Origin of the sequence: Paenibacillus terrigena DSM 21567 (genome assembly GCF_000374845.1) — a bacterium.
GTDB lineage: Bacteria > Bacillota > Bacilli > Paenibacillales > Paenibacillaceae > Paenibacillus_K > Paenibacillus_K terrigena.
Genome location: NZ_KB895415.1, coordinates 446,561 through 462,408, shown reverse-complemented (window position 1 = coordinate 462,408; position 15,848 = coordinate 446,561). Strand labels below are relative to the sequence as shown.

9 protein-coding genes are annotated in these 15,848 nt (G+C 43.9%); 8 read left to right on the top strand and 1 reads right to left on the bottom strand.

What is annotated here, in order from left to right; genetic code table 11:
- Positions 1 to 4 precede the first annotated feature (4 nt).
- Positions 5 to 970, bottom strand: coding sequence for an ABC transporter permease (locus tag C558_RS0113670; protein WP_018756845.1), 966 nt, complete (start codon positions 968 to 970; stop codon positions 5 to 7).
- A gap of 226 nt (positions 971 to 1,196) precedes the next feature.
- Between C558_RS0113670 and C558_RS0113665 the strand changes: the two genes are divergently transcribed.
- The 8 genes from C558_RS0113665 (at position 1,197) to C558_RS0113630 (ending at position 15,843) form a co-directional block, all read left to right on the top strand.
- Positions 1,197 to 3,566, top strand: coding sequence for an AraC family transcriptional regulator (locus C558_RS0113665; protein WP_018756844.1), 2,370 nt, complete (start codon positions 1,197 to 1,199; stop codon positions 3,564 to 3,566).
- Positions 3,567 to 3,920: 354 nt separating this feature from the next.
- Positions 3,921 to 5,504 (top strand): S-layer homology domain-containing protein, encoded by a 1,584-nt coding sequence (locus C558_RS31000; RefSeq protein WP_018756843.1) that lies wholly within the window; start codon positions 3,921 to 3,923, stop codon positions 5,502 to 5,504.
- Between the two features lie 56 nt (positions 5,505 to 5,560).
- The gene (locus C558_RS0113655) at positions 5,561 to 10,249 is read left to right on the top strand and encodes an Ig-like domain-containing protein (protein ID WP_018756842.1); all 4,689 of its coding nucleotides are present in this window, start codon (positions 5,561 to 5,563) and stop codon (positions 10,247 to 10,249) included.
- Positions 10,250 to 10,649: 400 nt separating this feature from the next.
- Positions 10,650 to 11,810 (top strand): Gfo/Idh/MocA family protein, encoded by a 1,161-nt coding sequence (locus tag C558_RS0113650; RefSeq protein ID WP_018756841.1) that lies wholly within the window; start codon positions 10,650 to 10,652, stop codon positions 11,808 to 11,810.
- 60 nt (positions 11,811 to 11,870) lie between these two features.
- Positions 11,871 to 12,500 carry a ThuA domain-containing protein gene (locus C558_RS0113645; protein WP_026263909.1) on the top strand — a complete coding sequence of 210 codons (630 nt, stop codon included), beginning with the start codon at positions 11,871 to 11,873 and terminating at the stop codon, positions 12,498 to 12,500.
- Between the two features lie 24 nt (positions 12,501 to 12,524).
- Positions 12,525 to 13,622 carry a Gfo/Idh/MocA family protein gene (locus C558_RS0113640; protein WP_018756839.1) on the top strand — a complete coding sequence of 366 codons (1,098 nt, stop codon included), beginning with the start codon at positions 12,525 to 12,527 and terminating at the stop codon, positions 13,620 to 13,622.
- A gap of 364 nt (positions 13,623 to 13,986) precedes the next feature.
- Complete coding sequence (locus tag C558_RS0113635) at positions 13,987 to 14,961, top strand: ABC transporter permease (RefSeq protein WP_018756838.1); 975 nt, start codon at positions 13,987 to 13,989, stop codon at positions 14,959 to 14,961.
- Positions 14,962 to 14,973: 12 nt separating this feature from the next.
- Positions 14,974 to 15,843, top strand: a complete 870-nt coding sequence (locus C558_RS0113630; protein ID WP_018756837.1) for a carbohydrate ABC transporter permease — start codon at positions 14,974 to 14,976, stop codon at positions 15,841 to 15,843.
- Positions 15,844 to 15,848 lie beyond the last annotated feature (5 nt).

Below are 15,848 nucleotides of genomic sequence, written 5' to 3'. Positions count from 1 at the left end.
TCGTTTAGAATAGTGCGTTGTCGGGATCTTTCTTTTTAATGATGTAGTTAGAGATCAACACAAGGAAGAAGCCAACTACCGCTTGATATAAACCAACTGCAGACGCCATACCGTAGTCATTGACTTTTTTCAGCGAACGGAATACAAGTGTGTCGATAACGTCTGTTGCCGGATAAAGCGCACCCGCATCATTCGGAAGCGTGTAGAATCCGTTCCAGTCGCCTAAACCGCCATTGAATAATTTACCTACCCAAAGCAGTGAAAGGACAATGATGGTCGGTTTCAGAAGTGGTAATGTAATATGTTTAATGCGTTGCCACTTCGAAGCACCGTCCAGTTGGGCAGCTTCATAGTAATCGGGGTTAATTCCGGCAATCGCTGCCACATATAGCACCGAGAAGTAACCGACATTCTTCCACAGATAGGCAATTGGCAAGATGAAGCGCCAGTAAGACGGTTCACTGTACCAGTAAATGGCTTCTCCGCCGTTTCCGGTGATCGTGCTGTTGATAATACCACGGTCAACACTGAGCAGGCTGAAGAGAATGTACTGGATGACAATCCATGAGAGAAAGGTTGGCAGCAAAATGGAACCTTTATAGGTAGCTGAGGTCACTTTGTTTTTTACTTCATTTAATAGAATAGCGATTGCCAATGCACAAAGCGTAACGGTAACAGCTTCTAGTAGATTGTAAAAAAGCGTGTTAAAGGTAACGGTCCTTGCTGCGTCGGATTTAAAGAAAAACTCAAAGTTTTTGAACAGCGGGTCCATCCATGGACTTCCGAAGATACCATCCCGTGCATTGTAATCTTTGAAGGCAATGATCACGCCGGCCATCGGGATGTAAAATAAAATCGTAATAAAAATTAAACCAGGTGCCATCATGAGATAGAAGGGTGCCTGACGGCGTGCGCTACGTAACGTTCTGTAGGACTTGCCCTTGTTAGATGGCGTTGTAATCGTCTTCATGTTGTTCACTCCTTTCTGAGCATCATTTGTATGTCTGCTTTCAGTGTAGTTAGGAGGATTATTTTGCTCAACAAACAAATATGCTGTTCTTTTTGTTTTTTCACACTAGCAATCTCTAAAAACTAACGATTTCTTCAAAGTGTTATAAATCGTTGAGGTGAAATTTGTTTAACACTATAATATAAATAGGACTCATACTAGGAAGCAGCATGATTAGGAGGACGCAATGAAGCTCGCATATAAGACCAAAAACCGCAGTACTAGCTTTCTACGCAAAGCTTTTTTTTCTTTTTTGATAATCACGATCATCATTACTGTTTTACTGACGACTTTTTTGACGTTTACTTATTTGCGTACTACGAATGCATTGATTAGCCGTTATAACGACAAACTGATTGCACAGTCGAATTACAGTATTACCTATCTGGATGAGACCGCAAAAAAATTAGGTAATACTCTTTATAGCGACAATCATATCATTGAATTTTTAAACATGAATGAAAATGATGAGCGCGTGGCTCTTTTAACAAGTAAGGTCATTGACAAACATTTTCTCACACTGAAAGATATCGATAGTGTGTATCTTTACAATGCGGGTTTGGACTTGTTTTACTCCTCAAGGAGCGGTGAACGCCGATCAGCATCCGCATTTTCAGATCAGGCGATTGCCAAGTTGTTAACCGACAAAGATTTTGTAGCGAAGTATCGTGGTCGCCCCATTGTGACATCTGTAGATGAAGCAACACAATCGGCAAATATATGCTCCTATATATTATTTGAACAGGGCGCCACTGCAGCTGGTCTGAAAAATGCCATTGTTGTCAACATTCGAACGAAAGCGCTTACGGATTCCATCCAAGCAATCAACGGACATGATCCTGTACAGGAAACGTCTTTTTTAGTGGTGGACGCTAACGGTTCTATATTAAGTATGGCACTCTCACCGGAGTTCGGTCATGACATGAGTGAAGTGCGCACATTAGCCCAGAAAGCACAGGAACTGGATGGCAGCAACAATCGGGTGCAAAAAATGGATGGGACCCGTTACCTTGTTTCGAGCAGCAAAAGTAATGCAAACAACTGGTACATTATGGGCGTTACTCCCGTCAAGAAAATTTTTGAAGATGTCATTACCGCATCGATCGTATCGTTAGGTATCGTCGTAGCCGTATTCATTTTTTGTGCGGTGATCTGTCTGTTTCTAGCACGAAGGTTGAACAGCCCGATTCAAGCCATCACGAAAATGATCAACGGGGAGGCACCCGATCGAAGCGATCCGCTTGTATCCCAAACGGAAGAGTTTCAAGTGATTCTGTCTGTATTCGAATCCATGAAGGAGCAAAATTCGCAGCTCGATAAAATCATGCGTGAAACAGGATATGCTGCCAAACAAGATTTTCTAAATGCTCTGTTAAGCGAGAGTACAACATACTCGATGGAAACAGTGCAGGGTAAACTGCAAGACTTACATCTGGACTATATCGTCGCCAACCAGCTGTGCATGTGCCTGTTTAAAATTGACAATTACAGCCAGTTTATGTCCCGAAATAGTCAGAAGGAACGTTGGGCATTGCGCTATGCCATCGTGAACATCGCCACTGAGATTACTGAGAATTACGGTAATTGCGAAATATTTAGCTGCGATTCCGATAAATTTGTGATGCTTTTGGACTGTGACAATGTATCGCAATACAAGGTGCTGCAGGATGAGGTGGAACGTATTTTACGGGAAATACAATGGAATACGCAAAAGTATCTTCATATTTCGCTGTCGATGGCATACAGCACGATGTTCCAGGGGCTTGAGCATTTGCCGAGCATGTATAACAATATGAAGGGTTCTATTCTTTTGAAAATGCGATATGGACATGGCAGCATCATCACGCCTTATATGATCGATGAGATCAATACCGATGAATTCCAGGTTTCAGTCAAAAAAGAGGAGCAGGTGATCGAGAGAGTGCTGGAGGGTGACTATGAAGAAGCCCGTGCGATTTATCAATCTATTAGTCAACAGCTGTATCAATATACGTACAACGAGGTTTTGTTCAGCATTGTACATTTAATTTACAGAATCTATTCTGGTGTGCTCAGTAAAATGCCTGCCATAAAGGACAATCAGGATCTAACGCTGCAAGCGTTTTTACAAGATATACAACATGCAGAAGTCGGTGAAGATATTGATCGTTTGATGAATGCGTTTTTACAAAAGCTCAGTAATGAGGTAACAGCGATCAAAAACACATCAAGTAGTAACGATTTTCTGATGCAGCGCATTATCGGAATGGTGGAACAGGAATATTCCAACACCGAACTTTGCCTCAGTTCCATTGCCGAAAAATTGCGCCTATCACCGAACTATATCGGTCATTTGTTCAAAGCAGCACACGGGCAGTCGATTGCGCAATACATTTTTGACTTCCGCATGCAAAAGCTGGACGAATATATGCGCAACACCAATATGTCCTTGTCGACCATAATCGAGAAGGTTGGTCTTGAAAAGAATAATTATTTTTACACGCGATTCAAAAAACATTTTGGTATGTCCCTTAGTGAGTACAAATTGCAGCTTGGACAGGAAGACGATCGTGATTAACAGCTAAAAAAGAGGCTTAGCGATTCATCGTAAAGATAGAATCCGCGAAGCCTCTTTTTTGTATGAATATGGAACAAAACAAAAGGAATTAGAGATTGTATTAAAAATGTGAGTGACAGCACTACATTTAATATTGCAAAAACAGCAAAAAACATCAAAAGCAATAGATTTTGAGATTGCTGGTTTGAGATCCGCTTGGCTACAATGCAGTAAATTAGCTGCATTTTAACGAAGGGGGGATTCATGAATAGGAATAAATTCTGAAATGATGTAAGCGCTAACTCTCTGTAAATGGTTAATGCGACAAGTAACAAAATGAATCGTTCGTTAGACAAGACATCGGGAGGATAGAGTATGCGTAAACGAATCTCCGTATTACTTGCAGTCATACTATGTATAGCAATATTACCTGTAAATTGTTTAGCAGCTTCTTCTAATCTAAAAGCAACTTATCATAAAGGCGTTGTTGCGATAGAGGGTAAAGGATATGAAGCGAATAAAGATTATATGGTCAGAGTGGTTGATAAAGTAAACGAAACCCTTAAAGCGATGGGACAGGTGCATGCAAATGCGAATGGTATCCTTGCGGGTTCGATTACGACAGGAGCTGTGGAAAAGGTAGAAGAACATATTGTATATGTGAATGGATTGGATGGTACATTGGTTTCATCAGCAACTTTGAATGGAAAGGATGATCCAAAACCAGAACCAAAACCAGAACCAAAACCAGAACCAAATCCAACGCCAACGCCAGTTCCAAATCCGAGCCAAGAGCCTACCGTCAAAGATGGTTGTATATCTTATGATCATGTAAAGCCGGACAAGGATGGAAATGTAAATGTTGAAATGAAAGATGAGCATGTAGATTCAGCGATGAATAGTGCTCCAACAGATGAACGTGGCGTGAAGCAAATCGTAATCCAAATAGGAACTACAGGTAACGCGAAGCAAAATATGATCACGATCCCTGTAGGAAAGATCGTAGCCAAGTCTGACAAGATCGATGTCACAGTAAGTACTGGCTTCGGTGACATTGTATTAACACATGACACGATGAAATCCTTAGCAAAGAATATCAATAGTAAAGTAGATTTCGTCATAAGCCCAATGGATAAGAGCAGCCTTACATCAATAGCTAGCGAAACGATAGGCAGCAGAGCAGGTGTTCATGTATCACTTTTACAAGAAGGCAAGCCAGTAGAAGCTGATATAAAGATCGCTATTGATTATAAGCCTGTAGGAAAAGAAATGGCAGATTATGAACATATCGTTGTATATAGAGTAGCTAAGGATGGTAACTTGATCACCGTTTCAAATGGCAGATATAACAAAGAAACTGGAAAAGTTACTGTAGATGGTGAGGCTAATGGAACATATGCCATAGGTTTCGTGAAGAAAACCTTTGAAGACACCGCAAAACATAAATGGGCAGAAAAACAGATATCTGTACTCGCTTCAAAAGACATTATAAGAGGAACTAGTGAAACATCCTTTTCTCCTCAAAAGAATATTACGAGAGCCGACTTCTTGAAGCTGCTAGTAAATACTTTAGGCTTGAAAGCTGATATCAATGGAAACTTTGCTGATATCGCGGAAAATGCTCATTACTTTAACGAAGTCGCTATAGCCAAAGCACTAGGTATAACATCTGGTTTAGGCAACAATACATTTGAACCAAGTGCGCAAATCAGCAGACAAGATATGATGGTCATGGTAGATAAAGCGCTTCAAATCGCGGGTAAACCGTGTTTAGAAGGAAGTAACGAGGATCTTCAGAAATTTAGTGACGCGGACAAGATCGCAAATTATGCACGAAATAGCGCAGCATCCTTAATTAAAGATGGAATCATCACAGGAAATGAAAGCGGAATCAATCCGAATGGCAAGACAACAAGAGCTGAGGCAGCCGTAATATTGTATAGGATCTATAATAGGTAAGCCCTTTTAACATCGTAAACATTGCAAAATTAATGAGAAGGGGTAGGTATATTGATATGGCTAAGAAAAAAATCTTTAGTATCATGATTGCATGTTGTATGATTTCTACTTCATTATTGGTCCCTACGAATAGTGTTCAAGCAGCAGATGGAGCAGTACATTCTCTTAACAGAATACAAGCGCAATTCTTCGTTTCACCAAATGGAAATGATGCAAATGATGGTTCATATGATAAGCCATTTGCAACGGTGCAAGCTGCAAGAGATGCCGTTCGAGCGATTAATAAGAACATGACAGGTGATATTTACGTCTTTATTGCAAAAGGTAAATATTATCTTGATAAAACGATTACTTTCAATGAACAAGACTCGGGTACGAATGGTTATCATGTCGTCTATCGAAACTTAGATGAATTGGCTAGTGCTGAAATGATCGGCGGTAAGGTTGTTGACACACCATGGCAACCCGTTGAAAGAACCGGTGCTGATGCAGACTTGCCAGCTGTGGCTGCAGGTAAAGTATACAAAACGCACGTGGGTACGGATGTTACTTTTGATACACTTTATGTAAATGATAGACGCGCTACGTTGGCACGTACTCAGAATTTAAAAAAGTACAACGATTTCCCAGCTGCGCTGACGCCTTACATGAAAAGTGCAGGCGGTGGAATAGGTGATTTGATTTATAAAGATGGTGATCTTGATCAAGAGTCCATCAACGGTATGGTCAATGCTGAGCAGCGTGGAGACTTGGATGCCTCGGTTTATATGTGGGATGGCGGATACTGGGATTGGATGACGGATACGATACCGGTTTCTTCTATTAACACGGCAAGTCGTCAACTTGTGTACAAAACGGTTCCAGGAAAGCCAGAAATGTATAGACCTAAATATAATACAGGTACAGATGCAAGATATTTTGTACAAGGAAATTTAGGCTTCTTGGATGTTCCAGGTGAATACTATTTCAATAAAAAGACGGGTGACTTGTACTATTATTCTGAAGGAAACATAAATGATAACGAATTTATCATTCCTACGGTCAAAGAAGTGATCCGTGTCGAAGGTTCCGATCGAACTCATATGGTATCCAATATTGAATTCAGCGGCTTGCAATTAAAGGATACAAATACAACAGATTGGTATGCCTATGGTTGGAACTGGGGAGATGCAGGAGCTGGTCTAGGTTTCTATCCTCCGGAAGCTAAAGGAAGTACACAACCATCTTATGCCGAGCAGACTGAAAGAATAGAGTTCCAATATGGCGTGATTACACTTACGAATACTAAAAATATTACGATATCGAAAACACATATTAAAAACTCAGGTATGTTTGGTATCGAACTTTATCTAGCTAATGAAAATGCAACCATAAAGGATAATCTTATTGAATACACAGGCCATGGCGGTATCAACGTTGATGGCGGCTACCCTGGTGTGGCTGGAGATAAAAACGGAGATGGTTACAGCAGAAATAATACAATAACCAATAGCATTGTTCATGATATTGGTGAACTGATTGGTCAGGCCTCAGGTATTACCATTCAACAGTCAAGCTATAATACGGTTTCTCATGTCGAGGTCTATAATTCACCAAGAAGAGGAATTTTCTTAACGGCAGGAAATAGTCGCAATCCGAATGTAGCTTCCCCGAATGGTGATAAAGATTTCAATATTATGACGGATATGTATACCCACAATAATAAAATTGAATATGTATATTTGCATGATGCCCAACAAGATGGCGGAGATGATGGAGCTTTCTTTGCATGTTATTTGTATAAGGGTCCCAATTACAAACCTAACTACTTAAACCAAGTTCTTATTGATAACACAGGGGCAAATCCTACGATGGCTGATTATGGGCCTAATGATATGAATTTGGATATGGGAGCCTCAGGCTTAGCGTTAAGTAATGTAAAAGCAACAAATCCTATGAATTTTAATATTGAAGTGAACACGATTCTTCAATATGGCGACGTCATCACGTTTGATAATACGAATGTTAACTATGGGAAACTTGCAAATCATATTAAGGAATTTGACGACTCCAAGATGGAGTATGACAAGATCGGAGTCACTTCGGATTACCCTAAACAATACTTGACGGACAGAGATCTGATTACAGAACCAGCAGATATTTATTTTAAAGAGAATTTTGAACATGGACTGGATGATACCGTGTGGTCCATTCAAAACGGTCAAGCCAAAATTTCAACAGAATTTATGTCTGAAAGACCTATTAATGGCAAACAAAGTTTGGAGCTGTTAGACAAAACGCGGGTATTCAAGATTTTCCCTGAAATGCTGAACAAAGTCGTTACGGTAAAGATGTTTGACAGACAGAATTATAATTTGGCAGCGTACGATTCAGGGCAACAAAATTCGGCTAGAGTAACATCCATTGCACGAGTTGATGATGGGGACAACGTGGTTGGTTTGGGGCTGGATTCGGATACGAAAGGCAATTATATCATCCAAATTGGGAATCAAAAGGAATCGACGAACATTCCTAGAACATTTGGCTGGCATGAGTTGAAGTTTGACTATACATCAGGAACAGATGTCAAGCTATATATTGATGATCAACCCGTTAAAACTTTACCTGCAACTGGCTTTAAGGACATCTCGTTTGGTTCTGATAATGGCAGAGGACAAGCCTTCTATGATGAGCTTTATGTGTCTGGCGGGAATCCAGCAACATTGCCAATCCCTCCATCCAATATACCAGCACCTCCGGCATATGACGGATCAGAGGTTAATAAGCATCAGCTTATGCTAGATTTTGAAGATGGAACTGTACCTCCATTTACCAAAATAGGTGGTATGCCATCTGTAACAAGTGTGGTATATGAGACCGGAGATACCGGAAATCAAGTTTTAAAGGATGAGATTAGAGACGGCAATGACTTCTATGAATTGAATGCCCCTTGGAATAATTATCTGGTCAATATGAGATGGAAATTTGAAGGATGGGGTACAACAGATGTTCTTAGTGGCCAATATGATAACTTTACAATTTATGTCATGGCAAACAATAAAGGACTAGCCCCTAATAAAGCACCAGAATCGTATCAAGTCGTTTATAGAAGAAATAAAAATGGAACGACAGGTTTTGCAGCTGGGACACCATATTTTGAAATAGCAAAACATACTTCCGGTGGAGATGCATCATTAGGTAAAGCAAAGGTACCAGAAGGATTTAATGCGAATACGTGGCATGATCTGCAGATTCAAACCTTTGATGGCAAAGTTGGTTTTGTATTGGATGGACAAAACTTGATATCTGTTAACGATGGTCAGTTTAAATCAGGTGGAGTTGGATTTGGAGGAATTAATGCAACTGTGTACCTGGATGATATTGAGATCATATCCAATCCCAAATTTGTAGATTATGCGGCTGATCTTGGACTAGGCAATGCGGTATTAAACGGCAACTTTAATCCTAATTATTATACGTATTATGCTGCTATAACTGACGCTGCACAGCCTATTACAATCAAGAAACCTCATATCGTACTTGATGGCACAGAGATTAAATTACAGATGAATGGTGAAGAAATTCCATTTGTAGGTGATAGTGCATCTATTTCACCGGATAAATTAGTCAAAGGGCAAAATACGTTGATAGTATCCGAAATTTCTTCAGCAGGAAGTAAAGACTATACCATTTATATGAATAAGGGTTATGAGATTACTTCCATAGAAGGTATTGAGGAGAATGTATCAACAACGGTTGATCATGCACCAAATTTACCTGCGGAGGTTACAGTTACTTTTAATGATGGCACTACTCAGATCGCTAAAGTGAACTGGGATACAGTGAATCCTTCATTGTATAAAACGCCAGGTACATTTACAGTTAAAGGTCAGCTTGTAGGTCTAAAAGGATCAGTTAGCGTAAATGTAACGGTAGATGGCATTCAATCAATCGATAAGTTAGGCCATGTTACTACGCTTGTTGGGGTAGCACCAGAATTGGCAACTACTGTTCATGCACAGGATCTAAACGGCCCTAGAGAGCTGCCTCTGATTTTTGCACAATTGGATACTTCCTTATATGCACAAGAAGGTACCATTATTGCAGTTGGCACAGCAGAAGGGTATGCAGGTGATATTTTGCAAGTCGTAGAAGTGCAGGATAATAATAATCCTAAACCAATACTAACGGCAGGTACCGCGAATCGATTAACCGAGACGACAGCTTCTGTTTCTTTTGGCACAAGCAAAGACGGACAATATTATTATCAAGTCGTTGAGAGCGGAGCTAAAATGCCAGTCATGGATACGAGTAAGCCCGGTACTCCATCTAAAAAAGGGCTAGTGTTAATTAATGCAGACGGCTTAAAGAAAGCGACGGCCAAAGACATATATATTGTGGTCAAAAACGGTAATGTTGTGAGTGATGTGTTAAAGATGGAGATCCCTAAGTACACGGTAAAAATCGGATATACGCTTGCGATTGGCAACGAAACAGCAGGTGGAGCTGGTTATATCCGTGATATTACGATTGGTGGAGACAAAGGTAATGATCTAACGGGTAAGTATCTGGCCGTTCAATTTACGGAAGGAACTGGCGTTAATGCTAAGGTATCCGTAGTCATGATCGCGCCACACAAAAATGTGGTTACGATATCCTATCAGAAGCAAGGCACTAAAATCGAGACTTGGTTAACAAGCGGAATGCCAAATCTGATTGGAGAGAACATTGGTGTTGAAGTATATGCTTATGAGAAAAGCAACTAAAGATTGCTAATTGCAAATCTAGTATGAAAGTGTAAGGAATAGCGAAACAGCCTCTTTTCCTAAAGGAAACGGGGCTGTTTTCGGATAGGCTCTTGGCAGTGTCATCAGCGTTCTTGCTTCCTATAGCTGCGCGGTGACATGCCGAAATGACTTTGGAACTGCTTATTATCGGCTGGAATCGGATTAACACAACAACTATCAACATTATAGCTAGAACAAAACAGGCTCACGATCGGAAAGCCTGTTTTGTTCTGTGTCTGAATTTATGACAAAAAAATATTATCATTCTAACTTTGTTTATTCGATAGACAAAGTGAGTCTAGTGAAATATAATGTTACCAAAATCATACATCAAAAATAATCGAATGGCAGGGCAGGGCCCACCAAGGAGGTCATGATGATGAAATCTTATCGTGTAGGGATGGTCGGTTATAAATTTATGGGAAAGGCGCACAGTCATGCTTACCGGGATTTGCCGATGTTCTTCCCGCAGGTTGCTGCGCCGCAAATGAAGCTCATTTGCGGCCGAGATGAAAGCGGTGTCAGCGCCGCGGCAGCACAGTTCGGCTGGGAAGGGTACGTCACCGACTGGCGCGAGCTGGTCTCGCATCCGGAGATCGACATCGTCGATATCAATGCGCCGAGCGATACGCATAAGGAAATTGCGCTGGCTGCGGCTGCGGCCGGCAAGCATCTCTTCTGCGAGAAGCCGCTTGCGCTCACCCTTGCCGATACGAGGGAAATGCTTGAAGCAGCTGAGGCGGCTGGAGTGAAGCACATGGTCGGCTTCAACTATCGGTTTGCGCCCGCGGTGCAGCTGGCGAAGAAGCTGGTGGAAGAAGGCCGTCTCGGCGAGATCTATCACTTCCGTGCCTGGTTCCTGCAGGATTGGATCGTCGATCCGAACTTTCCGCTCGTCTGGCGCTTGCAGAAGGAAATCGCAGGCTCCGGATCGCACGGGGACCTCGGCGCGCATCTCATCGATCTCGCGCACTTCCTGATCGGCGACATGCAGGAAGTGATCGGCATGAGCGAGACGTTCGTGAAGGAACGTCCACTGCCGACTTCGATGACCGGTCTCAGCGCCAAAGGTAGCGCAGACGCTCCGCGCGGTCCTGTCACCGTCGATGATGCGACGCTGTTCATGGCGAGATTCGCTTGTGGGGCGCTCGGCAGCTTCGAAGCGACACGCTTCGCGCCGGGACACCGCTGTACGAATTCTTTTGAGATCAACGGCAGCAAGGGCAGCGTGAAGTTCGACTTTGAACGGATGAATGAATTGCAGGTCTATTTTACGAGCGACGATGAGGATGTACAAGGCTTCCGCCGCGTGCTTGCAACCGATCCGTCCCATGCCTATATGGATGCTTGGTGGCCTGCCGGTCATACGATCGGTTATGAACATACGTTTATCCACGAGGTCGTGGAGCTGATGCGCGCGCTCGAGGAAGATCGCCAGCCGATCCCGAACTTCGTGGATGGCGTCAAATGTCAGCAGGTGCTTGAAGCGGTCGAGCAGTCGATCGCGCAGCGGCGATGGGTGAGTATTAATGAAGTATAGTGCGGATTGCAATACGGTATCGATCAAAGCGTACAGATGAGAGAGGAGCAATCGATTGTTATGAACAAACAAGCGTTAATCGTATGGGGCGGTTGGGACGGCCACCAGCCGGAGGAAGTTGCAGGGATATTCGGAGGCATGCTTCGAGAAGAAGGTTTCCAGGTTGAAATCTCGAACACATTGGATGCTTTTAGAGACGCGGAGCGGTTAGCAAGCGTCGATCTGATCGTACCGGTCTGGACGATGGGTGCGATTGAGAAGGAGCAGCTCGATCCGCTGCTGGCCGCGGTAAAGGAAGGCGGAACTGGGATCGCCGGCTGTCATGGCGGGATGGGGGACTCCTTCCGCAACGAGGTCGAGTATCAGTATATGGTCGGCGGCCAGTGGGTCGCACATCCAGGCAATGACGGGGTAACATACACTGTACGCATGAAGGATCACAGCTCCCCGCTCACGCAAGGTATCGAGGATTTCACTGTCGTATCTGAAAAGTATTACATGCACGTCGACCCGGCCATCCAAGTGCATGCCGTAACGGACTTCGGGGATGTGGAAATGCCGGTCGTCTGGACGAAAACATACGGTGCGGGGAAAGTCTATTACAATTCACTCGGTCATCAAGCAAATATTGTCCGAATGCCGCAAACGCTCGAGTTAATGCGTCGTGGCTTATTGTGGGCCGCAAGGTAGCGGCAGAATATGAGGAGGAGCGAGATGAAAACAATTAAAGTTGGCATCATTGGCTGTGGCAATATTAGTTCGATTTATATGGAAAATATCCCGAAATTCAAACACATGGAACTTGTTGCTTGCTCGGATCTCGATCTGAGCCGCGCGCAGGCCAGAGCGGAGCAGTATAACATCGCCAAAGCCTGTACAGTCGAGCAGCTGTTACAGGATGAGGACATCGATCTCGTCATTAACCTAACGATTCCGGCTGCGCATGCCGCAGTCTGCCAGCAGGCGCTTGAGGCGGGCAAGCATGTGTATGTGGAGAAGCCGCTTGCAGTTACGCGTGAAGAAGGACAACGCATGCTGGACGTCGCACGCAGCAAAGGGTTGCTGGTCGGCAGTGCGCCGGATACGTTCCTTGGGGGAGGCATCCAGACCTGCTTGAAGCTGATCCATGACGGATGGATCGGCACGCCGGTTGCGGCAACAGCGTTCATGATGAGCCGCGGCCATGAAAATTGGCATCCCGATCCGGAGTTTTACTATCAGCAGGGCGGGGGGCCAATGTTCGATATGGGGCCGTATTATTTGACGGCGCTCGTCGCATTGCTCGGGCCGATTCGCAGAGTGACTGGCTCAGCTGGGATTAGTCATCCGGAACGTACGATTACAAGCGCGAAAAAATACGGCCAGAAAATCCAGGTCGAGACGCCGACGCATATCGCTGGCGTGCTGGATTTCCATAGCGGCGCCATAGCGACGCTTGTTACGAGCTTTGACATTCAGGGCGGCACGGACCTGCCGCCTATCGAAATTTACGGAAGCCAAGGCTCGCTGCGGGTGCCTGATCCGAATTCGTTCGGCGGGCCAATCCAGATCCGCAGAGCGGGAACGGATTGGGAGCAGATTCCGCCAACCCACGAATATACGGGGAACAGCCGCGGGTTAGGCGTAGCAGCGATGGCGCACGCGATACTGACAGGCCAGTTAGACCTGCATCGCGCCAACGGCGAGCTGGCCTATCATATCCTTGAGGCGATGCACGGCTTCCATGACGCATCGGCACAAGGAACGCACTACGAGATGAAGAGCAGCTGTGAGCGGCCGTTGCCGCTGCCGCCGTATTTTGTGTTCGAGTAAGAAGTGCTGTTCAAATCTTTGACAGTAAGCGAAGGTCAGCCAGGATGGAATCCGAGAGCGGATGTCAATAAAGACGTTATCGTTGGTATTGAAGACCTAGCCATTATCGCCAGAGCAATCTTGAATAACGAAAACATATAGTCCTATTTGCCCACTCTCTCAACACTCTAACCAGCCTAATTTAGGCTGGTTTTTCTATTTCTCTTTACAAAAAACATCATTTTTTAGAGATTTATCAATAATTGAAGAGGTAATTTTTCCAATGATTGTTGTTTTTTCATTTTTTGTTGTTTCAGGTGTGTTAGATCCGACTTATGATGGGGGTACCAAAATTTAACATGCTGAAGAAACGAGGAGAAGGCCGATGCAAGATTTGATTCTACAATCGAAACAGAAAACCAAAAAGAAGATTCGTATTCCACCCTTCATCAAGGAACTGGTGAAGAACAAGACAATCTATTTGATGATGCTTCCCGGGCTGCTATTTATATTGATCGTCTATTATTTGCCGATGATTGGCGTCGTGATCGCATTTCAGGAATTTAACCCGTTCAAAGGCATCTGGGGCAGCAAATGGGTCGGATTTTCGAATTTCGAATTTCTGTTCCGGTCGGATGCGGTGTGGCAAATTACACTCAATACGATCGTCTATAACGTAATCTTCATGGTAACCGGTCTTGGACTAGCGCTGGCGATGGCTATCATGATTAATGAGATCAGCAATCGGTTTTTTGCCGGATTTTACAAGAGCGTTATTCTGCTACCCTATTTGTTATCCTGGGTCGTCGCCGAATATTTGCTGTATTCGTTCTTAAGCATCGATAAAGGCATCATCAATCAGCTGCTTCAGGCCTTCGGGGTCGAGCCCGTGCAGTGGTATTCAGAACCATTTTACTGGCGGTTTATAATGCCTGCCGCTTATATTTGGAAGAATGTCGGTTACTATGCGGTCATATTTGCGGCCGGAATTACAAGCATTTCCCCGGAGTATTATGAAGCGGCCAAGATGGATGGGGCGAATAAGTTACAGCAGGCCCTTAAGATCACCGTTCCGATGCTGATGCCGATTACGATCACCTTAGTGCTCCTGCAAGCAGGTAAAATTTTCTATGCCGCATTCGGCGACTGGGGCATGTTCTATAATCTGCCGAGGGAGTCAGGCGTTCTGTTCAGTGCGACCAATGTCATCGACACCTATGTCTTCCGGGCGCTCAAGCAAATGAACGATTTCGGGATGTCTTCTGCTATAGGCCTTTATCAATCCGTCGTAGGGTTCATACTGGTCCTCGTTTCCAATTGGCTCATTCGAAAATACGATCGCGACAGTGCTTTGTTCTAGGAGGATGATGAGATGAAACAGGGCAACATATCTCGTGCTGTAATTCATACAGGTTTTTTAGTGTATTCGATCCTTTGCTTACTTCCGTTGTTCGTCGTGCTAACCATATCGCTATCTGATGAGCAAAGTATTTTTCAATCCGGGTATCACTTAATTCCCGAAAAAATCAGTCTGGACGCGTATGCGTTCATCTTCTCGGGGAACTCGCCGATCATTCAAGCCTATGGCGTTACCATCATCGTAACGCTGCTGGGAACCCTGATGCATTTGGTGATATCGTCCATGCTGGCTTACGGGTTGTCCAGAAATGAAGTGAAGTACAAAAATATCATTTCTTTCATCGTCGTGTTCTGCTTGTTATTTAATGGCGGATTAGTGCCGTGGTACATGTTATTTTCGAAATATCTCCATTTAAAGGATACGCTTCTTGTTCTTATCGTTCCTTACCTTGTATCCTCGGTCAATGTATTGATTATGAGGAACTTTTTCAGAACGATACCGGATTCGATTGTCGAGTCTGCAAGGATTGACGGTTCAGGCGAGTTTAATACATTTCTCCGGTTGGTCGTTCCGTTGTCGACGCCGGTGCTCGCAACCATCGGACTGTTCGTTGCCGTATTTTACTGGAACGATTGGTTCACGGCTTCGCTGCTGATCGAGGACGGCAAGCTGTATCCGCTTCAGTTCCTTCTGCAATCGATCATGAACAACATCGCTTATTTGCAGGGCAATGCGCTTACGCAGAAACTTGCTACCTCGCTGCCTGATGAGACGGCAAGGATGGCCACCTGCGTTTTGGCTGTCGCACCGATCGCGCTAACCTATCCTTTCTTGCAGAAGTATTTCGTGAAAGGATTGACATTAGGTGCAGTGAAAGCATAATTAGA

Coding starts and splice junctions, on each gene's coding strand:
- C558_RS0113640 (WP_018756839.1), top strand. CDS start 12,525: ATGAAAACAATTAAAGTTGGCATCATTGGCTGTGGCAATATTAGTTCG.
- C558_RS0113665 (WP_018756844.1), top strand. CDS start 1,197: ATGAAGCTCGCATATAAGACCAAAAACCGCAGTACTAGCTTTCTACGC.
- C558_RS0113645 (WP_026263909.1), top strand. CDS start 11,871: ATGAACAAACAAGCGTTAATCGTATGGGGCGGTTGGGACGGCCACCAG.
- C558_RS0113630 (WP_018756837.1), top strand. CDS start 14,974: ATGAAACAGGGCAACATATCTCGTGCTGTAATTCATACAGGTTTTTTA.
- C558_RS0113655 (WP_018756842.1), top strand. CDS start 5,561: ATGGCTAAGAAAAAAATCTTTAGTATCATGATTGCATGTTGTATGATT.
- C558_RS0113670 (WP_018756845.1), bottom strand. CDS start 970: ATGAAGACGATTACAACGCCATCTAACAAGGGCAAGTCCTACAGAACG.
- C558_RS0113650 (WP_018756841.1), top strand. CDS start 10,650: ATGAAATCTTATCGTGTAGGGATGGTCGGTTATAAATTTATGGGAAAG.
- C558_RS0113635 (WP_018756838.1), top strand. CDS start 13,987: ATGCAAGATTTGATTCTACAATCGAAACAGAAAACCAAAAAGAAGATT.
- C558_RS31000 (WP_018756843.1), top strand. CDS start 3,921: ATGCGTAAACGAATCTCCGTATTACTTGCAGTCATACTATGTATAGCA.